Raw genomic sequence first — 22,092 nt, forward strand, 5'->3', positions numbered from 1 at the left:
TTGATCAGATATTCCGTCCGTTCATCGGACAGATTATTCAGCGTCTGGATCACCAGGATTTTGAACATCAGCACCGGATCAAACGGCGGACGGCCGCCTTTGCTCCCGTCCGCATAGGCCAGAGCCTTCTCCAGGTCAGGACGGAATACTTCAAAATCCACAGTCCGGGAAAACGCTTCGAGCTGGTCACCAAGCCCACTCAGACGAGCCAGGCGATCTTCAACATCAAAAAAACCGGGCTGCATCATCATCCATCCCTCATCGTAAGATGAACGATGGAATCACACACAGGGCCTCATAACCAGAGGGTTTTTCGAACCCTCCAGGTGCTCGCTCCTTTTTTTAAGAGTGTAGAGCACGGTCGCCGGCTTTTCCGGATTAATTGACCCGTTTGAAACGGATAATACTGCGGGACATTTTTCCGTTATCCCAGTTAGGCATAATCCTCCAAGGCGTCAGAACATCAGCTTCATTCCCCTTTACGACGATATTACGACGCTGCTCTGTTCCAACCCATTCTGGCGCCCATGCTGTCTGTACACTTGTAACCCACTGGTTGCCTTCCACACGATAGCGGCCAATATAGGCAACGAGTGTCTTCATGAGATGCGCGCGATCTGCGTCATTTTTTGCCGGCTGACGATCACTCCCTTCAAGATTAAACGCAACCCAACCGTCAGGGGTGAAAATAACGCGACCACGCGGATGGGCGCCCATAGCGTCAATCAACTTCCCGGTTTCTTTATCCTGAACCTTATAAGAAACCAGCTCCCAAACCCCGACTATGTTCTTTTTCAAGTTTGGATCAACCTGCTTTGGAAGTTCCGGAATGTATACTTCCTGAGCGTAGACAGATGACAATGAAGACATAGACACAGCTCCGGCAAAAGACATAATCATCATAATTTTTGTGTACTTACGCATTTTTTCAAACATATTTATATCCTTTGATTTCAAACAATATTTCTCGTTTTATGGCACCTTATGCCGAACACTACGGTACACAGTACCAGGACCAGTATTACTCCCGCCGCCATGCCAACCCGGGACAACAGCAATAATGGAGAGGCAGGCCCACCCTTTCTGATAAGCGCGACATCCTGTGGTGTGACCTGAACGTCTGGTCGACCATATGTTTTGAAAACAAAATTGCTCAACCTGGCGATCTGACTATCGTCTAATTGTACAGCATCTCCCGATTTCCCGCCGAAACCTGGCATGAAGGCTTGGCGTCTCTCTACCGATCGAGAGACACCATACAGAATGGTCGATATCAGGTTGTCGCCACGCGACGCGCCTGTCACCGAATTATGCCAGAGAGATGGATAATAACCGTCTTTACTACCCTGAGCACTGGCCCCATGACACGAGGCGCAGTTCCCCATAAAGAGAGCTGCTCCACTGACGGTGTTGTCGTTATGATCCATAATCGGGGTTGTCCCCCGTAGTTCAACTGCCGGACTTACGTCATGCCCCTGCTGAAATCTGGATTGATCATTCGGATCACTGACCGGCTTTAAACTGCGCAAATAAACGCTAATGGCATTCAGGTCACCAGAAGACATATGAGAGAAACTGTGTTCAACAGCCTCACCCATTCCGCCTCCGGCCTGTGCTTTGCCATGCAGGCGTCCCGTGCGGAGATATTCCGTAAGATCCTGATCACTCCAACTCCCAATACCACTGACTGTGTCAGGGGTAATGTTTGGTGCGTACCATGTTCCAAGACTGGCTCCCGACAGCGGGTGCGCCAGATCTTCCTGCATCAGGAACCCGCGATGCGTATGGCAGGTTCCACAATGCGTCGCCCCCTGTACCAGGTAAGCTCCCCTGTTCCACTCTACCGACTTTGTCGCATCAGCCTGATAGGGTTTTCCATTCAGGAACAACGTGTTCCAAAAAGACATGGAGAACCGGATATTCATCGGAAATGGCAGCGCTGTAACCGGTCCTTTTTTATCTACCGGAGCAACCTCCTTCTGGAAGTAAGCATATAAATCAGCAATGTCCTGATCCGTCAGATAGGAATAAGCTGTGTATGGCATTGCGGGGTACAGGTTGGCACCATCTTTTCTAACGCCACGCCGAACAGCCTTATCGAAATCTTCTAAAGAATAGTGACCAATACCTGCTGAAAGAGACGGAGTGATGTTTGTCGAATACATAACTCCCAAGGGGGTATGCATGGCCAACCCACCCGCGAAAGGCTGTCCATGGAGCGCCGTATGACAGGCTACGCAGTCTGAAGCAACTGCCAGATACTGACCACGCTGTGGGTTTCCAAGTGAATCAGCCTTTGCTGGATGTATCGCAGAAAGAGCAATGGCAGCAAAAGAACAGACTGTAACTGTGTAGAAAAAGGATCGCTGTATCATGAGATCAAGCCGTCTTGAATTGTGCCACAATTGCATCGGCGGCCTTCAAAGCAAGCGCTGCCATTGTAATCGTGCTATTTCCACTCCCACCGGTTGTCATTGCTGCCCCGCCAGGAAGAAAGAGGTTCTCATGATCGTGAGAACGGCAATCAACATCGACAACTGAGTCTGATGGGTCTTTTCCCATAATGCAGCCTCCCATGATGTGATCACTATGCAAGAACTCAGGATTCAGATCGAACTTTGTCGCCCCTAAAGCCGCTGCCATCTTTTTAAGTGTCGGAATAGTATATTGTTCCGCACTACGCCGCACATAATCGCCAACATCATAATAAATCCGCGGGCGATTAAGGCCTAACCAGTCTTTTTTATCTGACAGAGTCAGACGGTTAATAGAAGACGGAAGAGGCTCGTGTTCTACAACTAACAGCCCGGTACAAGCAGATAGGCGGCGAATTTCCTGATCAAGGGCACGTCCGTACAGACCTTTTTTTAACGCTTCTGCTGCACCAATCGAGCCTCGGGCCATATTTTCCATACGGAACATGGCTCCAGCGTATTCACTACGGAAGTCGCCCTGACTGGTGTTCAGAATGCTACTGCCCTGTACAGGTCCAACCCCAGTCCAAAGCGGCTCGCTCATTTCAACAGTCGCTTTCAACTTCGGCTGATCCATCATGTTACGCCCTACCTGATCGGAACTGTTGGCAATTCCATTTGGATGGCGATCATCTTTGGACAAGAGTAGAAGTTTGGGGGTCTCAATGCCATTACAGGCAATGACGAAAGCCCGCCCTGTTACGCGATGTGATGTTCGGTGAGGGTCATAATAATGGACAGCCTGTATTTTATGATGATCATCCGCTTCAATGCGATAGGCAACGGCATTGGTTAAAAGCTTTCCGCCCTTGGCTTCAATGCGTGGCAGTGCCGTGGCTGCATCATATTTTGCAGCAATAGGGCAGACCGGAAAACAGTTATTATTGCCACAGCACGCAGGACGTCCATCATAACTAACACCACTATTGCGCGCCTGCGGTGCAGGCAAATTTTGCAAGCCGAGTGGTGCCATAACGTCAGTGAAGCGCTGCTCTCCTGGCCCCAAAGGTAACGGACCCATGGGATAAGGCCGGGAACGAGACGTTTTTGGAGGCCATTGCAATGCGGCATCCGTTGGACCGCAAACGCCCAGAGCATATTCTGCACGAACATAATACGGCTCTAAAGTCTCATAATCAAAAGCCCAATCGCGCCCAACCCCATAGAGGCTTTTTAATTTCAAATCCTCAGGGGTCATTCGCCAACAAATGCCAGCCCAGTGCCACGTCGCTCCGCCAGCATACCGAACATAACCTTGCTGGTAAGCCGTGGCATTAGGCCCTGTCAGATCCAGATAAGCATTTTCTTCGCCAGGCGTGCGTGTTTCGAGAACTGGCGCCCATGGTGGGGGAGGAAATGGCGCATCCCAATGATGTCGCAACGACGGAGGAAGGTTTCGAAAATTTTCTACGATGGTCTGTCGATCAACCCTGGGCCCAGCCTCCAACATGAGCACTGACAAACCAGCATCTAGAGCTTGTTCAGCGATCAAACACCCAACAACGCCTGTTCCGACGACAACGACGTCATATTTTGTTTCATTTACCATTTCAGCGCGCTCCTATATCAGCTTCAAAAAATCGGAAGTTGAGAAAGAGGCGGAGCGTCCGCCGTCCAGCCATTAGGCCCAGAAATAGCATAAGAGGGTATCGTCATTACATCAGACGTGACTTTGAACATCAAAGCCTCTTCATAAGAAATGACGGAAATAGTGGATGCCCCCTGAACTGCACCAGTATACCAAGATTCAATTATGCTTTGAGCGGCATTTTTCAAAGAAACCTCTGGTAGAGCTTCCATAAGCTCTTCAACATCAGCGGGCTTTTTAGCCTCAATGAACGATGCTAGCTGCTCTAAATGTTGAGGAAAATCAGGAACAGTCGCGATCATTGCATCCGCCGTTCTCATTCCAATAGCTTCATTGAGCTTGTGCGGCACCAAAAGAGATGAGACCGACATGAACTTCTGATGCACCACTCCGGAGCGCAACGCACCGCCACTCAATGTGGCAGCACGAGTTGCTTGAACACAAAAGAGGGCACTGAGAGACGACATACCCAAAAGTAACCCACGCCTCCCGATCCGAGGGTTGGTAGAACGTGATATGCGCATGAGAGATACTCACTTCAAAAAATAGAATTACTTAACTGCATAAACTATGTACGATAATTCCTGCATTTTTTGTTATAAATTTTTATTTTAAAACGCTTAGTTATTTATTATAGGCGCACTTATGTATTTGCCTTCCTTTAAAATCAGGAAGGCAAATACATAAATAAAATTACTTATTTTCAGGCAGGCTTGCGGGAATTTGCGGCTGCAACAAATTTGCCCCACTGCACGAGCGTTTCGGTGCAATCTGTCTGATCCAGCTTACATTCGATCAATGTTGGTCCACGAGTATTCTTCTTGGCCTTTTCAATGGCATCAGCCAGTTCTTCACCTGTCGTAGCGTGCAGGCCCAGTCCATATTTGCCACTTTCTACGCCCGGAACACCTTGATTGAAGACCTGCATCAGAGCGGCATAGTCCCAGTTCTGGATATAATTATAGGGGCCATCATGAATTTTGATCTCAATAACATAACCAAAATTATTGATGAGGAAGATGATAACCGGCAGTTCATAGCGAACCATCTGCGCCACTTCCTGTGCCGTCAGCTGGAACGAGCCATCACCAACCATCAGAACATGCTGACGCTCAGGAGCAGCCAGGGCATTACCGAAAATGGACGGCACAGACCAGCCGATATGCCCCCACTGCATTTCCGACTCAACTTTGGCACCCTCAGGCAGATGCATACGCGTTGCATTGAACCAGGAGTCACCAGTCTCAGCGTATAATGTCGTGTTTCCATCGACCAACGCATTGATCTGACGGGTCATTTCATCATTGGTCAGAGGTTCGGATCCATCAGCCACTGACAGTGTAACAGGAGCATAAGGCTTCTCAAGCGAGGCAGGCTTACTGGAGACTTTCTCTGTCAGTACAGCCACGAATTCCTTCAAACGGAAACCTTCAAAAGTCTTTCCATTCACCGTAACCCGGCTCGGGTCCACTTCAAGCACACGCTCTCCACGCACGGAATCCCGCCAACCGACAGTCGAATAATCATTCCAGACCGGAGCCAGAGTGATAACAGCGTCAGCGCTCTTAATGACATGTTCAACGCCAGGGCTGCTGACCTCCCCCCAATACACTCCGCGGAAACCCGGATGCGCCTCAGAGAAGAAGCTCTTGGCCGCAGCCATAACAGTCACGGCACAACCGAGCTTGTCTGCAAGAGCCACTGTTTCAGTCAGTGCCTCACAAGAGCGCAGCTTGCTCCCGACAAGAATGACAACATTCTGGGATTTTTCAAGAAACGCGAGACTTTCTTCAAGCGCAGCTTTGAGGCTGACTTCGTCTGCCTTCAGGTGAGACAGAAGCGACGAAACCGGACCTGGGCGCACACAAGGCTGGCTCGCAACGTTACAAGCAATTTCTAGATAAGCGGGCTTTTTTTCGCGCAGTGCGGTCCGAATGACGTGATCGATTTTTGCAGGTGCAGTGTCTGCCGAGGTGATGCTCTCAGCCGCACATGTAACGTGCTTCACCATCTCCATTTGATAATTATAGTCTGTCGTGCCGATCGTGTGGTGCAGGACATGGCCCGACCCATGATCATTAGAGTTCGGCGCACCAGAAATCAGAATGACGGGAAGATTTTCAGCATAAGCCCCACCCAGGCCATTCATTGCTGAAATTGCACCGACACTAAACGTCACGACAGCAGCAGCAGCACCATTTTCGCGTGCATAACCTTCTGCCGCAAAGCTGCAATTCAACTCATTGCAGTCATAGATCTGCTTCATACCGCCATGCTCAATCAGTTGATCAAGCAGAATCAGATTGTAGTCACCAGCAACAGCAAAATGGTGTTTCAAGCCGATTTGTGTCAGCCGCTCAGCGAGATAATGTCCAACAGTGAAAGTCATAACACAGGATCCCCAACAAAAATTCTTCCCCCAAGATGGATGCCCCTCTTTTAAACGTCCAATATATATTTTGACTGATTGTCATATGTATATCATACGGATACATGGACCTTCGTCACCTACGCTATTTCGTGGCCATCGCAGAGCATGGCAGCTTCACAAAAGCCGCAGAGACGCTTCACATTGAGCAGCCTCCTCTCAGTCAGCAGATCAAATCCCTAGAAACAGAGCTAGGAGTGCAACTCTTTATCCGGTCTAAACGCGGGGCCACCTTGACGGATTTTGGGGAGCAGCTTTTTGAAAAAGCCCAGACAATTCTGCGCCTTGAACATCAATTTCACCTTCTGGCCAAAGGATTATCTCTTGGCGAACAAGGGCGTCTTAGAATAGGGATGGCTGGAGCGGTCGCGCTGTTACCTCTAATACCTAAAGCCATACGGGCATTTCGAGAGCAGTGGCCCGATATTGTAATCACACTCGAAGAGAGTACACCCCCGCTCTCTGTGAGGCTTTACGAGAGCGCCGGGTAGATCTCGCCATTGTACGCCCGCCAGCGCCAGATCCGGACATCGCACTCCATCCTCTCTTTGATGAACCAACCCTGATCGCCATTCCAAAAGGCCATCCACTTTCCAAGCGCCACACGCTCAAATTAATCGACGTCGCCAAAGAACCATTTCTTATTTTTGATCGCTCACTCGGCCCCGGTTTCTACGATGCTATTATCTCAGCCTGTCAACAAGGCGGCTTTACTCCGCGTTTCGGACAAGCAGCCCCTCAGATCACCGCAACAATTCCAATGGTTGCGGCGGGACTGGGTGTAGCAGTCGTTCCGGCTTACCTACGACAAATTCATGCTGATGGCGCAACATTCCATTCCATCCCATCTCCGGCCCCTCACCTCGAGCCAGCATCTCGCTTGCCACCCTTGAAACGGAATTGACTGGACCAAGCGCCAATTTCCATCAAATTCTTCTGGCTATAGGAAACAATAATTAGAATATAATATTGAGTGTATTAGCTGTAATTTCTATTAATAATTACAAAAAAAAACCCGATCATACATATTAATTATTTTCACTAATGCCATGACGGTCGGTGCGCCAAAAAATCTCTTAAATTGTCGAGAAAAGTTCGAACGCGCAGAGGCACGTTACGTCGACTTGGCATCGTTGCAAACAATCCGATCGTCTCCCCTTGGTACTCCGGTAAAAGACGGACCAACCTGCCGCATTGCAGGTCGTCGCCGACGTCCCACAAGACTTTGAACACGATGCCTTTACCCTTGAGTGCCCAATCATGCACCACTTCGCCGCTCGTCGTCGATAGATGCGGCGTTACCTCAACGACCTGATCTTCTCCTTCACGAGACAGCCGCCATCGGTCGAGCATTCCCAGCTCATGCCCACGCATCAGGCAAATACAACGATGCCGATTTAATTCGGCAGGAGTGGCAGGCATGCCAAATTTCTCAAGATAGGCCGGAGCAGCGCAGATGACTCGTTCACTGCTCATGATTTTTGTCGCGACAACCCCCGTTTCATTCGGCATGCCAATCCGAATGGCCAGGTCAAGGCGACTATTAACAACATCCAGCCCTTCATCCGACAGAAGAAGATGGACGCGCAGCTTCGGGAAACGATCGGCGAATTCGCTGACAAAATCAGCCAAACGGCGACGTCCCAGTTCAAGTGGTGCTCCAATCCTCAGAACACCACGAAGTTCCTTTTGATTGGCGGAGATCTCGGCTTCGGCTGCCTCAATATCAATCATGATCTCTGCAGCACGCTCATAAAAAGTCTGCCCTTCATCCGTCAGGTCGAAACGCCTCGATGTCCTTGTGACCAGCCGTACGCCAAGCCGCTCCTCCATCCGAGCCAGTCTTCGACTGGAAGCTCCAGCCGAAACGTTGAGATGACGTGCGACGGCAGTCAGATTTCCCGATTCAACGAGGAGTACGAAAAATCTCAGGTCACCGGCGTCATCGTGCATTGAGGGGCCATCTTTGCGTTTTATACACAGATACAATGCCTTTTATGCGACTACCAGCACCATCAACGCACATCCATTGTCTGTTCATCAATGAATGGAGACAGACATGACGTCCGATCGCACTGCATCTTCACTCCCTCCCCTTCTGGATGCGGTTCACAACCGCGAAACCGCCTTCACGAATGAGGAGCGGCACAAGAATGGTACGCTCGGCCTCCTGCCTGACGCCGTCGAAACCCTTGATCGGCAGATGGAGCGCGTCCTGTGGCAGCTGGACAGCAAGAGCAGCGATCTCGAGCGCTTTTTGCATCTGAATGGATTGTCACAGCGTAACGAAACACTGTTCTTCAAGGTTGTGATGTCCGATCCGAAACGCTTTCTTCCGATTGTTTACGATCCGACAATCGCCGATGCCTGCCTTCAGTACAATCGTCTCTTTGAGAGACCACAAGGTCTGTATCTTTCGTTGCGTCACAAAGGGCATGTGAAAGAGATTCTCGCCAACTGGCCCGAAAAAGATGTGCGCTTTATCTGCGTCAGTTCCGGCGGTCGCATTCTAGGGCTCGGAGATATTGGAGCCAACGGCATGGGCATTCCGGTGGGTAAGCTGCAACTCTATACAGCCTGCGCCGCAATTCCACCTCAGGGCCTGATGCCGATGTTGCTGGATATCGGTACGACCAATCAGGAATTGATTGACGATCCACTCTATCTCGGTTTGCGGCAGGCGCCCCCATCGTCAGACGAACTCGACGCATTCGTTGATGAACTCGTCGCAGCCATTCAAGAGCTTTATCCTCATTGCTGCCTGCATTTTGAGGACTGGAAAGGAGACGATGCCATCCGCCTATTGGCGCGATATCGTGACAAGATCCTTTGCTATAATGACGACATTCAGGGGACTGCGGCCATTACGATCGCGGGTCTCGACACCGCCCTGTCGATCAAGGATGAGGCGCTGAAAGAACAGCGTATCCTGTTCTACGGTGCAGGGTCTGCCGGGATCGGTATCGCGAATATGATCGTGAGTGCGCTACGGGACGAAGGCCTTTCTGAAACTGATGCCCGCGCCTGTATCTCAATGATGGATATCAACGGACTGATCGAACCCTCGCGGCAGGATCTTAATCCTTCGCAAAAAGTGTTCGCTCACTCCCATGCAGCAACGAAAGATCTTGCAGAAGCCGTCAAATCTATTAAGCCTACTGTCCTGATCGGCGTCAGTACCAACGCGGGTGGCTTCACCGAAGAAGTCGTCCGCACCATGGCAAGCATCAACAACAAGCCCGTCATTTTCGCGCTTTCCAATCCCACCGACAAGGCGGAATGCACTGCCGAACAGGCCTATCGCTGGACCGACGGCCGCGCGCTCTTTGCTGCAGGTGTCCAGTTCGATGATGTTACTTTGAATGGCAAGACGCTAGCCCCCGGCCAGGCCAATAATTTTTATATCTTCCCCGCCGTGGCACTGGCTGTCTGGGCAACACAGGCAAGACGCATCACCGACGAGGTCTTCCTTGAAGCCGCCAGAGCGACCGCTGAACAGGTCACACCGGAGCAACGGGCCCACGGTCTGCTTTTCCCGCCGCAAAAAGATGTCCTGCGTGTAGAGATCAACACGGCCATCAAGGTCGCCCGTCAAATCTTCAAATCGGGCCTGGCTCAGGTTCCTGAACCCGAGGATATCGTGGATTGGATTGAAGCCAAGCTCTACCGACCAGGATACTGAATGACAAAAAAATAGAAAGAATATCTATTATCTTTAATAGAAAAATTTCCTTATACCCTATTTTTTACCATCCATTACTACCATATTTCCTAGTAGAAAATTAATGGATGGTAAATAACTCTAATTTTTGTTTTCAGAGGATTTTTCCTATCTCTTCCATTCGTTGGGAAGGAGATAACCTTTATGTCCGATGTCCATTTTGTCGAAATGGTCTTTTAGCACTGCCTCTTGCGTTGAATGGGATAGCATAGAAAATCCGGACGCTTCAAAGCTACTTTTCTCACGAAGATAAGCCCGAACATAAATTTCAAACTCGTCGAAAGAAATTCTTCCGTCATGATTTTTGTCAGCTATCGAAAAATATTGATTTTCATTCGTTTGAACCTGCGCTGAACATGATGATGATACCAAGGCAAAAGATAAAATGCTCCAGTATTTGATAGACACGTTATATCTCCTGAAGATTTTTTAAAATAAACTGTATTTGTTCGATACCACTTGACAGGGTTCGATTTCCAAAAGCTTCGTAGGTTATTTCCTGACGTCTTATGATGGCATCTTGTAGAAACATCCGTACGGCTTTTTTCTCGAACGGATTTTCTGCATTTTGACGTAATTCCAGAATGAGCTTACCGAGCGAAACTAAAGAAAAGGCGCGATCCAGGACGTCCCGAGCACGGTCTTTCTGGCTCAGGAATGACAGTTTCAATGCCAATCGCGATAGTTTCTGGATTTGATCTCCCTGCCACTGTTCTGCAAAAGGTAAATGATGAGACGACGATGTCGCTAACAAATTTACACTTCTGCGTAGTGATCTCATAATCGCGTTGGCATCAGATTCATGATTTGGAGGAAGAAAAACCCGAAATACGAGCACCAGAAGAACGGCACCACAAATAATGGCCATCCAGGTATTTGTTAAGGCGATATCATCATAAACCATTTCATTGGTTACGAGAGACTGTATTGCAAAAAAGACAGCATATCCGAAAGCGCCAATGCTGTATTTTGGATGAAACTGTAGCCAAATTCCCGGCAAAAGAAAAAAACTTAAACTCAGCCAGAGCAAGCAGTATCCGCTAATAAGTGGCAGAACATAAACATGATAGATCCATGTCGCAGGTATGCTCAGCACAGTTCCTATTGCCATAGCCATACTAGCCTTCGATGCTGAGGGCACCGTAGAAAGCAGGCTGGATGCTGCAATGACATACATCATCATCATAGGACCATTCGGCCACGCTGTTACATACCAGATGAATGTCGCAAGCAGCGTGATCAGGATGCCTCTTGCTCCATTACGGAGCGCTGTCGGCCATTCCAGATAAGGAGATACGCGCATTGGAACCCGATTTTTTTTCTCTGTGAGTTCCTCGATGATGCGACGTAATGCCAACAAAAGATTTTTCACATTATGCACAGACGCAAGGCTGGCGGCTGTAAGCATTTCTTCTGCTTCAAATATCTCTAGAGACTGAATACCTTGGTCGAGTGTTTTTAATATTGATTCCGGATCGTTCCGCCATGACGGATTTCTTATACCGTCGATCACGTTTTTTAGCATGCGTGTTGCGTAGGCGTGGATCTCGTAAAACCGGGTATGGGGTTGGTGCAGGTTGCTCCAGTGAGGATGATAACCCGCAATCACACCGGCCATTTGATTGACCGCCATTTTATAGCTTGAAAGATGGTCTTTGATTTCGGGATTATCTGACGCTGCATATTCCAGTAATGGCGTCAGTGCCGTTATTTTCTTCAATACGGCCTGACGGCTATCATAGAGTGCAACAGGAAGCGTTCTGAAATCTGAACCGTCAGCGACAGAGAGAGCCGTAAGACTGCTATGAAAAGATTTTGCGTGTTCCAGAACCGCCAGAAAAGCGTCATTTAATGCCCTGTGAACGGGTTGGCTTCGACGTGGAGACGTCGCCAAAAAAATAACAGCCGTACTCACTACGCCGATGACCACGTCAGATAATCTCATCATCGCAGACATGAACACCCTCTCAGGATGAGAGAATGACGAAAATGCGACAATGATGATTGTATATCCCGTCAGAACAGCGGCATAAGCCCGATACAGTCTCAGAAGACTGGCGGTCATGCAGGCTAATCCAACGATGAGAGCCAAGGCCACGAAATAAAGCCAGGCGGACTGAACAAAACAGCCCATAATGGCCACACTCAAGCCCGCTCCGAACACTGTTCCCAAAACGCGCCAAAGGCTTTTGGAAACGAGTGCACCAACCATGGGATGTGCGACAATCACCACAGTTGTCACAGTGCTCATCGGAGAGTCCAACTGTACAACAAATGCTACCAGTAAAGCCAAGCCGACTGACAGACAGACACGAACGGCAAAAGCAATGGTTTTTAAAAACCCGCTCCATCGTGCTTCTGAAAACCAGAATGATTGTGGAGACCAAAGCCTCTTCCGAACGATGGTCGTCATACAGACGCGCCATGATCAGTAGAGAGAAGCGCTTCCATCATATCCAGATCTTTTGTCAGGGTCAGCTTCTGGCTCATGGACAATCCGGTTGTCAGTTCTGCTTCCAGGTCAGCAGCCAGGCGATGAAAAAGCCTGCACTGTTTCCTACCCTCAGAGGTCAGAAGAACCATCTTAAGGCGTCGGTCCTGCGTGTCCGTCTGGCGAATAACCAGACCCTCTCCTTCCAGAACATCAAGCAGACGGACCAGAGCGGATCGATCGACCCCAATCAAAGAAGCGAGATCGCTTTGCGTCAGCGGCGTTTTCGAGATCATCAGATAGGCCATGGGACGCATGGTCGCCAGCGTCAGGCCATTGGGTCGCAAAACCCGGTCAAGATGCGTGCGCCATAAGGTCGCCAGACGCATGACGTGGAACGTCAAGGAAATATCATGGTAGCGCGTCTGGTCCAGGCAGGCGGCCGTAAAAGATTTCGACATTTCCGAGTCCATATCATCTGTTGACATGTAACCTTTTTATATGACAAACGAAGCCAAGGAAATAGATTTCAGCTTGTTTTGGGCAAGTTTGGAAAATTTTTTAATCTTGTCGGCTCAGGCGTTCTGGTGGGGCTGACGTGTGATGAGTGAGACGTGAACCAACACGCTGGCAATATTTCATCGATGGAAAGGGGGAGCTAATGCTTACGGAAGTCAATCTCTTCGGCGTCTTTGTCGCACCCCTCTCAATTTACGCCGTTGCAGCAGTGTTCGTGACATTGCTGTTGAGAAGCATTCTGTGGCGGACCGGTGCTCTGACCTGGTTCTGGCACGTCGCCCTCTTTGAAATAGCGCTCTATGTCTGTGTTCTCTGTCTACTCATCCTTTACGTCTAGGAGGGGTCGGCTATGAACTGGACCCGCAGTGTGATCCGCGTTCTGCTGACTCTGATTGTCCTGGCGATGGCCATTGGCCTCGGTCGGACCATGTGGGACATTTACGTTCTCGCACCATGGACGCGCGATGGTCGGGTCCGTGTGTACGTCGTAGATGCAGCCCCTGAAGTTTCCGGAACCGTTGTTTCCGTCCCCGTCGTGGATAACCAGTTTGTCCATCGCGGTGATCCGCTTTTCGTTCTCGATCCCGTCCGCTTCCGCCTTGATATCGACGCGGCCCGCGCCCGTCTTGCAGGCGCAGACGAAGATCTGAAGCTCCGCTCTTCGGACGCCAAGCGCCGTATGGGACTGGGTGGCATTGTTTCTGCGGAAGAGCAGGAAGACTTCAACTCAAATGTTGAGACACAGCGCGCCAAGGTGAATGCAGCGAAGGCCGAATTGAATACGGCCGTGCTCAATCTTCAACGTTCGACGGTTTATTCACCGGTTGACGGTTACATTACCAACCTGAATCTTCGGGTTGGTGATTATGCTCATGCTGGTCAGCCCGGTCTGGCTGTCATTGACGCGCACAGTTACTGGATCAACGGATACTTTGAAGAAACCAAGATGCATGGCGTGCATGTCGGTGACGAAGCCCGTGTGAAGCTGATGGGATACAAGCAGATCCTGCCTGCCCACGTCGTCAGTATTGGTCGTGGTATTAATGACCGTAATGGCGTGTCAAACCGTCTTGGTCTGCCAGACGTGAACCCGATTTTCACATGGGTCCGTCTTGCGCAGCGTATTCCGGTTCGTCTGGAACTGGATAACGTTCCACCAGAAATCACTCTCGCGGCCGGTATGACCGCGACTGTCACGATCGGCCGCGAAACGCCTGGCGCCCGTGGCAAGCTGACCACCTGGCTGCAGAATCATCTTTGATCATGTCCCGCAAACTCCTTACCCTCGCGCTTAGCACCTGTCTGTCGCTGACGGCCTGCACCGTCGGACCGAATTTCAAGCCAGACAGGATCAAGGTGCCTGACTCTTTCGTAGAGCAGCCCCATTCAGTGACGGCAGCTGAGATTGCCCGCACGGAAGCGGACATGAAGGACTGGTGGGCGCAATTCCACGATCCCATGCTGAACGAACTGGTCGAGCAGGCTATCAAAGGGAACTACGACCTTCAGATTGCGTCCCAGCATATCGTGTCCGAGCGCGCTGTCCGTCGGCAGGCTCAGGCAGCGTGGTATCCGCAGCTTGATGCAGCTATGGGCGGTGGCGATGACCGTCACTCCATCAATGTCGATAACTGGCCGGTCCGTCCGGGATCTCTGGATGCCAACGGTAATCCGGTCAATAGACCGGGCGCCTCGATTTTAACCTATGGTGCGCGTGCAAGCTGGGAAATTGACCTGTTCGGGCATATTTCCCGTCAGGTGGAAGAGCGCAAGCGGCTGGTTGAAGAGTCCATTGAAAACCGTCGCGCCATTCTGGTTTCGCTGCTGTCTGAACTGGCGTCGGATTATGTGTCACTCCGTGGCGTGCAGGAGCGGTTGGCCGTTACGGAGCACAGCATCGATGTGGCACAGCGCTCGCGGGAATTGACGGAAAAACTGTACACGCACGGTCTCGGCAATACACTGGCTGTGGCACAGGCGCAGACCGAAGAGCATCTCGAACGCTCGCGTCTTGCCCCTCTTCATTCTCAGGAAGAGCGACTGATCCATGCCATTTCCGTGCTTCTGGGTGAAATGCCCGGCAAGCTGGAAGAGGAGCTGGATGTTCGCAAACCGCTGCCAACGGTTCCGACATTTCCTGCGTCCCTGCCGTCGATTGTTCTGGCCAATCGTCCGGATATTCGTGCGGCAGAGGCTCATTATGCTGCTGATACCGCACAGGTGGGTGTAGCGGTCGCGAACCTCTATCCAAAGTTCATGATCCCGCTGACGTTCAACCCGAATGCCTCGGCGGCTTATCAGGCGTTCCAGATGGGCGGTATGGCCTGGAGCTTCATGATGATGGCCACACTCCCGGTTATTCACGGCGGTCGTTACACGGCGCAAATTGCTCAGTCTCGTGCAGAAGCAGAAGCCAGCCGGTTGGTCTATCGCAAGACAGTGCTCAAGGCGTTCGAGGACGTTGAAGACGCACTGGGCGACTGGCGGCATGACGATGAACTGGTCAGCCAGCTTGAAGACGCTGCCAGGGATTCCGGTCTGGCCCGTGACAGGGCTCAGAAGCTGTTTGGGGCTGGTCTGACAGGGTATCTGAATGTCCTGACCACGGAGCAGACGGCTCTGACCGCACAGGATCAGGCCGTTGTCGGGCGCACGGCGCGTCTGCGCGATGCTATTGCACTTTATACAGCCATGGGGGCTGGCTGGCAGGGGCGCCAGCTCACAGATACGCGGCTGCCGGTCGAAATAGGGAAGCAGAACGCTCTGGCGCGTGCTTTCACGGAGTAATCTTATGGACAAGATCTCAACGCCTTCACCCGAATACCTCACGAAATCTGACTTAATAAGACGATGGGCGTGGTCACTTACAAAGCTTGAAAAATATATGGAGAGTCACGAGGCATTTCCAAAACCTGCCGGGTCCATTGGAAATGGAAAAATTAAAATCTGGAAGCTGTCGACTATCGAAAAATTTGAAGCTGCGGAAAATATTTCCCCGTCTTACGCAAGACTGTTTTCAAAGCAGGAGTATCTCAGCGGATCCTGAGAGGCTGTTTTTGCAAGATCGAAAAAACCGAACGGTTCGGTCATGAGTCTTGAAATTCATATTACAATTTGCCATAAACTACCCAGTTTCCGGAATCGACTTGAGACCGTTTTCCGCTCCTTACAAGGATACATTCTGCTCATGGTGTTCGGTAGCCGACAGTTTCCAGTGCGCCCTGCTGCTCCATTAATTGCGGTCGTAGGCGCAGATGGGAGCGGAAAATCGACGGTCGGTTCCGCGCTGCTGGCATGGATGTCTGAACAATATCCAACCCGCCTTTGCCACCTTGGAAAACAGACTGGAAACTTGGGGCGCTGGATTGCCAGAATTCCAGTTTTGGGAAAATGGGTGGATCAGAAAATTGTGCGAAAGTCGTCTTCTGTCCGGACAGAGAAAGGCTCTGGAGCCTTCACATCCATCGTCATTTTTACGCTCTCCATGCGTCGCCTAGCCCGCTTTTTGAAAATGCGTTTCTGGCGTATCCGAGGCTATGCCATTGTGACAGATCGCTATCCACAGGCCAGTATTCCGGGGCCCATGGATGGGCCGGGACTTGTGGCCCGTCAGCCTCGGAGTTGGATGGCTCGTTGGCTAACCCGAATTGAGCAGAAGATCTATGACTGGATGGCAGACTATCCTCCGGATCTGGTCATTCGCCTGCATGTTGATCTCCCGACAGCCCTGATCCGCAAACCCGATCACCGTCCAGCTTCTCTGGAACGAAAAATCAACGATGTTCCCCGCCTGATATTTCCAGGCTCACCAGTGCTGGACCTCAATTCCGCAGATCCTCTGGAAAGCATTCTTGAGCAGGCAAAAATCGCAATCGCCCCGATCCTTCGGAAAGCATCACCTGAACACAGGATATCGGCGTTATGACCGTCCTTACAGATTGTTCTCGTCATCCGGCCTCCCTACAGGTTCCAGCAAAAAATATTCTGCGTATTCCTCGATATCGCGGGAAACTGATTGCTTTTGTTGGCTCTGATGGCAGTGGAAAAACGACATTAACGTCCCGGCTCAGCGTCGAACTGGCCCAGGATCGTCCAACAACCTATGTTTATCTGGGCCTTGGATCCGGAGATTTAGGACGCCGTATCGGGCAATTGCCTGTCATCGGTCACATGCTGGAAAAAAAACTCAGTAAAAAAGCCAAAACAACACGGACACATGGAGAAAAAATCCCCGGCTCCCTGACAGCGCTTGTTGTTTATGCCTTCTCGCTAAAGCGTTACTTTAATCACCTGAAGATGCAAAATGCGCTCCGTGCTGGCCTGACTGTTGTGACGGATCGCTATCCACAAGCTGAAATTGCCGGAACATGTGACGGGCCTGGGCTGTCTGCCGCACAGCCAGGCAATTTCTTTGTCGCATGGCTCAGGAAATCTGAGGCAAGCCTGTACCGGCGAATGGCGGAGCACCATCCTGACCTGATTATCCATCTGGATGTCTCACCGCAGATTGCTCATCAGCGGAAACCGGATCACGATCTAGAGCTTCTGCAGATCAAATCCGAAATCATGAAACAGCTAAGATTTGGTGGAGCCCGGATGGTCAGTATTGATGCCTCTGCCCCATTTCAGACCGTCTGGACGCAGGTCGTGCACGAAATACAGCCGTTTTTCGCAAGTCATTTTTCGCATATAGAGACAGGATATACTGTCCAATCCTCATGATTTTCAAAAATTCTGATCAGGTGTTTCGGAGCATTCTTAAAAATGCGGGATCACTGGGTACTGCGAAAATTCTAGGGGCGCTCATCAGTTTGTGCGCGCTGATCTGCGCCAGTCGGACCTTAACACCGGCTCAGTTTGGAACGCTGACACTGATCCACACCTTTGCAATTGGTGTAGGCGCACTTACAAAATTCCAAAGCTGGCAAATGATCCTGAAATTTGGAGCGCGCCCGCTCGAGCTGGGGGATGAAGCGCCCCCACAGGACGCGATCCGGTTTGCCATTGCGCTTGATATGGCCTCAGGTTTTCTTGGCGCGCTGACGGGCGTTATTGCTTTGGTCTTCTTTGGACAGTTTTGCGGTATCGAGCCAGCGTATCGCTTTGATGCGATATTCTATTGCACCCTTATACCGACCATGACGGCTGCGGCTCCGACGGGAATTCTAAGACTGTTTGATCGATTTGACCTGATTTCCAGACAACAGATTATTACGCCAGCCCTGAGAGGGCTGGGGGCACTGATCAGCTGGGTGACAGGAGGAGCGTTCGTCTCTTTTCTGATCACATGGTATATGGCTGATCTGATCGGAGATCTGGTTTTATGGGGACTGTCCGTCCGCGAACTCCGTAGAAAAAATATAATAAACGCGTTGAGGCCAAGCCTTTTGCAAGCCCCAAAAAGACTTCCCGGTGTCTGGAAATTTGTCTGGCTGACCAACCTGAATACGACTCTTGATGCCTGCTGGTCACCCGTCGGGAACCTGATTGTTGGTGATTTTCTGGGGGCAGTACAGGCTGGACGTTACAAGATTGCAACAACCCTTCTAGAGTCCGCTGTCAAACCGGCACGTTTTCTGGAGAAAGGGTTCTATCCGGAAATTATGCGATTGGATCCGGGCAGTACACATCCCTGGCGCCTGGCCCTTAAAACAGGCGGATTATCCGCAGCCATTGGTGCGGCCCTGACATGTATCGTGTGGTTGGGAGGACGCCCTTTGATCGGACTATTTGGCCATCACTATCGCAGCGCAGCAGATGTCATGATGATTATGGCGCCGGCACTGATCATTTCTATGGGCGCATTCCCCTTGGAATCCCTGCTATATATGGCTGGCCGCGCCCATAAAGTTCTGCTCTCTCAAATTGTATCGGTTCTTCTCTACCTCATCCTTCTCGTTTTTCTGTTGCCGCATTCTGGCCTTCGGGGCGCAGCATGGGCGTATGTAATCGGAATTTGTAGCCTGCATCTTTTCTGTGCTGCGTTTGCAATAATGGGCTTTCGGCAGCGGCAGAAGATTCCCACGTCACACAGTCACGTATAAGAAAAATTTCTTATGATTAATCTCAAAAATCCCCCTTATGATCACATTTTTTTGGATCGATTGTTTCAAAATATTCTGGAGGACGATATTCCTTCCCCGGGGGCCAAGTATCCCGATGGGGATTATTTTCAATATCCAGAAGACTTGAGTGTTTCGGGATACAGGATTTGCTGGCAACTTTTAAACGACGGGGTTGACGTAAAGCGCTTTCGTTTTCTGGTGCTCAATATCCTTTTAAAAGGTGGTATAGAGTCTGTTGAACAGCGCCAGCATTTCAAATATGTACGCGCACGCTTCAAACATCTGCGCTTTGCATGTGCAAATTTTGATCGACGCCATCGGTATCCGTGGTCTCTCAATTTAGTCACCAGTTTAATGGGGCATATGCAGGATGCCTTTAAAAATCGGCAAATAGCACGAACCAGAATTTTCGGGACGATTTTATTCCTGACAATACTTCCAGCGTTCTATGCACTTGTTCGATTTCAGATGCGAAGCTTTCTACCGGACAGCAACAAAAATATGATTGCTTACCATCAAAGGGAAAACGCGAAAATCGACAGTATCGTTAGAAAGGAAAAAATTACCGCACATGACTTTCATGATTTGAGAAAGATCATCAGCCGTCGTGTTGCTTTCAATGATACATTCCGGGTTCTTCATTCTAGCGATTATCTCGATAAAATCTCGCTCTATCTTGCTGATATCAACGGAGAAATGGGCAATTATCACGATCGCCTTGTAGAAAAAAATATTTCCAAACCAAGTTCTTATAAAGAAGATATTTTTAATTTAGATAGGAATATCTCAAATAGAATTATTTATTTAATATCTGGAAACAGGTAATTTTTTATAACTTCCCCTTTGTGGAAAGACTTTTTCATTGAGAAGTGGTTTATTGTAGTCACAGGTGGAGGGTTCTAAAAACCCCCTGGTTTTGAGGTCTTCTGTATGATTCTATTTCTTCTGCGTTGATTGAGGGAATGGCGATATGAAGCAGTCTGGTTTCTTTGATGTTGAAGAGCGTCTTGCCCGGCTGAGTGGGCTTGGCGATCAGCTCGAAGCGTTTTCCCGGACTGTGGATTTTGAAGCGTTCCGTCCTGATCTGGACAAGGCCCTGGCGTATTCCGATGGAAGCAAGGGCGGACGACCGCCATTTGATCCTGTGCTGATGTTCAAGATCCTGGTGATCCAGACGCTCAACAATTTGTCTGATGAGCGGACGGAATATCTGATCAACGATCGCCTCTCCTTTATGCGTTTCCTTGGGCTGGGACTTTCAGATCGGGTGCCGGATGCCAAAACGGTCTGGCTGTTTCGCGAGCGTCTGACCCAGGCGAGTGCGATCGATGGGCTGTTCAACCGCTTTGATGCGACCCTGCGTAACGCCGGGTATTTGCCGATGTCAGGCCAGATCCTGGATGCCACGCTGGTAGCGGCTCCGAAGCAGCGGAACACCAATGCAGAGAAAGCGGATCTGCGAGCAGGCCGTATTCCTGAAGACTGGCAGGACAAACCCGCAAAGCTGTCGCACAAGGATCGTCATGCGCGCTGGACACTGAAGTTCACGAAGGCGAAGCGGCAGGATGATGGAACCATGCCATCCAGCGATCTCGCCATCCCGTTCTTTTTGGCTATAAATCGCATGTTTCCATCGATCGGAAATACCGGTTCATCCGCAAATGGAAAACAACGCATGCCGCTGCCAGTGATGGCGCGCGATTGAGAGAGGGGCTTCTGGATAAAACCAATACGGCCTCAAGTGTCTGGGCCGACACGGCCTATCGCTCAAAAGCCAACGAAGACTTCATGGAAAAGCAGGGCTTGGTCTCCAAGGTTCATCGCAAAAAGCCGCATCTCAAGCCTATGCCCCGGCATATCCAGAAATCAAATGCTGGAAAGTCGGTCATCCGCTCGCGTGTCGAGCATGTCTTTGCCGATCAGAAGTCACAGACGGGGCTGTTTGTCCGGACTGTCGGTATCAGTCGAGCCACCATGAGGATCGGGCTCGCCAATATCGTCTACAATATGCGCCGCCTCCTCTTCCTCGAAAGATTGAACGCGAGCGCATAGCCATCCAGCGAGAGACAACTCCCAATCTGCTCAAAACGCAGACTGGACGCCATCGCAAAAACCGTCAATCAAATCGCCAAAACCCAGAAATTACCGGCCAAGCACATCAATCAAGGGTTCTTCGATCCCTCCAAGTGGTTTTTTTCCTTTTTTGCACTGACGGTCGTGTTCGATCTGATCGATACGCTCATCAAAGGGCCGGTACATTATGCCTTATTCTCGATCGAATACTGGTTCCGTGTGCCGGTCTATCTCGTGTTATGTGGTATCGCGATCGCCTCGACCAGTCGTCGGTTTCATATCGGGTTTGTGAGCCTTGGCCTGCTTTACGAGATTTCGTGGATCATCCGACATTTCGAACGGTTATCGTAAAGCTCGACCAGAATTTGAATTTAACACAGTTCTGAAAATGACCTTTGCCATTCCTGACGAATGGCAGCTTTCTGTGATATTCGTCGGAGAACAGATATTCCGCTTTCCCCCCCCAACCAGCCGCGACATCGAGAAATGGTTACAAGCCTGGGTGAGCTGAAATGTCTCTCGCAGAGAGCGCCAGAAACGATCGGACTGTCTTTCCAGGGGCCGCCTTTGCCGTAGACGAGCGTCTGTGGAACATGCCTCGAAAAGACCTTTGCGGGTCTTTTTTGTGCCCCGCCCCCTATGTCCGATAATGTAGATTAACGGATGTAAATTTACCTTGTCAGGCTTGCTGAGAACGGTCGGCCCAATGAGACAGGGAAGGGCCTCTTAGGTAAGTTCAAGGCAATAGAAATTCTACCATGTAAAGCATCCGTTTACATTAGCAACGTAAAGC

The 22,092-nt window shown here is 50.3% G+C and carries 22 protein-coding genes and 1 pseudogene; 13 read left to right on the forward strand and 10 right to left on the reverse strand.

What is annotated here, in order from left to right; all coding sequences use genetic code 11:
- The 6 genes from R5H23_RS15765 to R5H23_RS15790 form a co-directional block, all read right to left on the reverse strand.
- Window positions 1-251 (reverse strand): transposase (locus R5H23_RS15765; RefSeq protein WP_317216009.1); only part of this gene is annotated, 251 nt, incomplete at its 3' end.
- A 127-nt stretch (window positions 252-378) separates the two neighbouring features.
- Window positions 379-936, reverse strand: coding sequence for a lipocalin-like domain-containing protein (locus tag R5H23_RS15770; protein ID WP_244974647.1), 558 nt, complete (start codon window positions 934-936; stop codon window positions 379-381).
- Window positions 937-953: 17 nt separating this feature from the next.
- On the reverse strand, window positions 954-2,375 hold the full coding sequence (locus R5H23_RS15775) for a c-type cytochrome (RefSeq protein ID WP_211501511.1): 1,422 nt from the start codon (window positions 2,373-2,375) through the stop codon (window positions 954-956).
- A 4-nt stretch (window positions 2,376-2,379) separates the two neighbouring features.
- Window positions 2,380-3,672 carry a GMC oxidoreductase gene (locus R5H23_RS15780; RefSeq protein WP_244974648.1) on the reverse strand — a complete coding sequence of 431 codons (1,293 nt, stop codon included), beginning with the start codon at window positions 3,670-3,672 and terminating at the stop codon, window positions 2,380-2,382.
- A 374-nt stretch (window positions 3,673-4,046) separates the two neighbouring features.
- A complete protein-coding gene (locus tag R5H23_RS15785) occupies window positions 4,047-4,586 on the reverse strand; it encodes a sugar dehydrogenase complex small subunit (protein WP_082872749.1) in 540 nt (179 codons plus the stop codon).
- Between the two features lie 179 nt (window positions 4,587-4,765).
- Window positions 4,766-6,451 (reverse strand): alpha-keto acid decarboxylase family protein, encoded by a 1,686-nt coding sequence (locus R5H23_RS15790; protein ID WP_211499660.1) that lies wholly within the window; start codon window positions 6,449-6,451, stop codon window positions 4,766-4,768.
- Window positions 6,452-6,555: 104 nt separating this feature from the next.
- On the opposite strand from R5H23_RS15790, the gene R5H23_RS15795 reads away from it, so the two are divergent.
- Both R5H23_RS15795 and R5H23_RS15800 read left to right on the forward strand, forming a co-directional pair.
- On the forward strand, window positions 6,556-6,981 hold the full coding sequence (locus R5H23_RS15795) for a LysR family transcriptional regulator (RefSeq protein ID WP_244974649.1): 426 nt from the start codon (window positions 6,556-6,558) through the stop codon (window positions 6,979-6,981).
- Entirely contained in the window at window positions 6,906-7,394 is a 489-nt protein-coding gene (locus R5H23_RS15800; RefSeq protein ID WP_308267587.1) for a LysR substrate-binding domain-containing protein, read from the forward strand. Before R5H23_RS15795 ends, R5H23_RS15800 begins: the two co-directional genes overlap by 76 nt.
- Window positions 7,395-7,531: 137 nt before the next feature.
- On the opposite strand, the gene R5H23_RS15805 is transcribed toward R5H23_RS15800, so the two are convergent.
- A complete protein-coding gene (locus R5H23_RS15805; RefSeq protein ID WP_211497664.1) occupies window positions 7,532-8,443 on the reverse strand; it encodes a LysR family transcriptional regulator in 912 nt (303 codons plus the stop codon).
- A 106-nt stretch (window positions 8,444-8,549) separates the two neighbouring features.
- Here R5H23_RS15805 and R5H23_RS15810 point away from each other — a divergent pair, with 106 nt between their 5' ends.
- On the forward strand, window positions 8,550-10,172 hold the full coding sequence (locus R5H23_RS15810; protein WP_063904959.1) for an NAD-dependent malic enzyme: 1,623 nt from the start codon (window positions 8,550-8,552) through the stop codon (window positions 10,170-10,172).
- Window positions 10,173-10,319: 147 nt separating this feature from the next.
- On the opposite strand, the gene R5H23_RS15815 is transcribed toward R5H23_RS15810, so the two are convergent.
- The 3 genes from R5H23_RS15815 to R5H23_RS15825 are packed head-to-tail and all read right to left on the reverse strand — an operon-like array spanning window position 10,320 to window position 13,130.
- Window positions 10,320-10,619 carry an EF-hand domain-containing protein gene (locus R5H23_RS15815; RefSeq protein ID WP_211501513.1) on the reverse strand — a complete coding sequence of 100 codons (300 nt, stop codon included), beginning with the start codon at window positions 10,617-10,619 and terminating at the stop codon, window positions 10,320-10,322.
- 1 nt (window position 10,620) lies between these two features.
- Entirely contained in the window at window positions 10,621-12,624 is a 2,004-nt protein-coding gene (locus tag R5H23_RS15820; protein WP_211499658.1) for an FUSC family protein, read from the reverse strand.
- A complete protein-coding gene (locus R5H23_RS15825; protein WP_211499657.1) occupies window positions 12,621-13,130 on the reverse strand; it encodes a MarR family winged helix-turn-helix transcriptional regulator in 510 nt (169 codons plus the stop codon). Before R5H23_RS15825 ends, R5H23_RS15820 begins: the two co-directional genes overlap by 4 nt.
- 173 nt (window positions 13,131-13,303) lie before the next feature.
- Here R5H23_RS15825 and R5H23_RS15830 point away from each other — a divergent pair, with 173 nt between their 5' ends.
- The 10 genes and pseudogenes from R5H23_RS15830 to R5H23_RS15875 all read left to right on the forward strand — a co-directional run bounded on the left by R5H23_RS15830 (window position 13,304) and on the right by R5H23_RS15875 (window position 21,650).
- Window positions 13,304-13,498, forward strand: a complete 195-nt coding sequence (locus tag R5H23_RS15830; protein WP_211499656.1) for a DUF1656 domain-containing protein — start codon at window positions 13,304-13,306, stop codon at window positions 13,496-13,498.
- A gap of 12 nt (window positions 13,499-13,510) precedes the next feature.
- Window positions 13,511-14,422 carry an HlyD family secretion protein gene (locus R5H23_RS15835; protein WP_211499655.1) on the forward strand — a complete coding sequence of 304 codons (912 nt, stop codon included), beginning with the start codon at window positions 13,511-13,513 and terminating at the stop codon, window positions 14,420-14,422.
- 2 nt (window positions 14,423-14,424) lie between these two features.
- Window positions 14,425-15,948: an efflux transporter outer membrane subunit gene (locus tag R5H23_RS15840; protein ID WP_211499654.1), complete on the forward strand. Its 1,524-nt coding sequence runs from the start codon at window positions 14,425-14,427 to the stop codon at window positions 15,946-15,948.
- A 4-nt stretch (window positions 15,949-15,952) separates the two neighbouring features.
- Window positions 15,953-16,207, forward strand: coding sequence for a hypothetical protein (locus R5H23_RS15845; protein WP_211497590.1), 255 nt, complete (start codon window positions 15,953-15,955; stop codon window positions 16,205-16,207).
- Between the two features lie 141 nt (window positions 16,208-16,348).
- Window positions 16,349-17,086, forward strand: coding sequence for a nucleoside triphosphate hydrolase (locus R5H23_RS15850; protein WP_211497591.1), 738 nt, complete (start codon window positions 16,349-16,351; stop codon window positions 17,084-17,086).
- On the forward strand, window positions 17,083-17,883 hold the full coding sequence (locus R5H23_RS15855) for a dTMP kinase (RefSeq protein WP_211497592.1): 801 nt from the start codon (window positions 17,083-17,085) through the stop codon (window positions 17,881-17,883). Before R5H23_RS15850 ends, R5H23_RS15855 begins: the two co-directional genes overlap by 4 nt.
- Entirely contained in the window at window positions 17,880-19,205 is a 1,326-nt protein-coding gene (locus tag R5H23_RS15860) for a lipopolysaccharide biosynthesis protein (RefSeq protein ID WP_211497593.1), read from the forward strand. Before R5H23_RS15855 ends, R5H23_RS15860 begins: the two co-directional genes overlap by 4 nt.
- A 12-nt stretch (window positions 19,206-19,217) precedes the next feature.
- Window positions 19,218-20,051: a hypothetical protein gene (locus R5H23_RS15865; protein WP_211497594.1), complete on the forward strand. Its 834-nt coding sequence runs from the start codon at window positions 19,218-19,220 to the stop codon at window positions 20,049-20,051.
- A gap of 145 nt (window positions 20,052-20,196) precedes the next feature.
- Window positions 20,197-21,278, forward strand: a pseudogene (locus R5H23_RS15870) (IS5 family transposase).
- A 165-nt stretch (window positions 21,279-21,443) separates the two neighbouring features.
- Window positions 21,444-21,650: a hypothetical protein gene (locus tag R5H23_RS15875; protein WP_244974574.1), complete on the forward strand. Its 207-nt coding sequence runs from the start codon at window positions 21,444-21,446 to the stop codon at window positions 21,648-21,650.
- Window positions 21,651-22,092: the final 442 nt, after the last annotated feature.

This window comes from Gluconobacter sp. GP1 (assembly GCF_032913585.1).
In the GTDB taxonomy this organism is placed as follows: Bacteria; Pseudomonadota; Alphaproteobacteria; order Acetobacterales; family Acetobacteraceae; genus Gluconobacter; species Gluconobacter cerinus.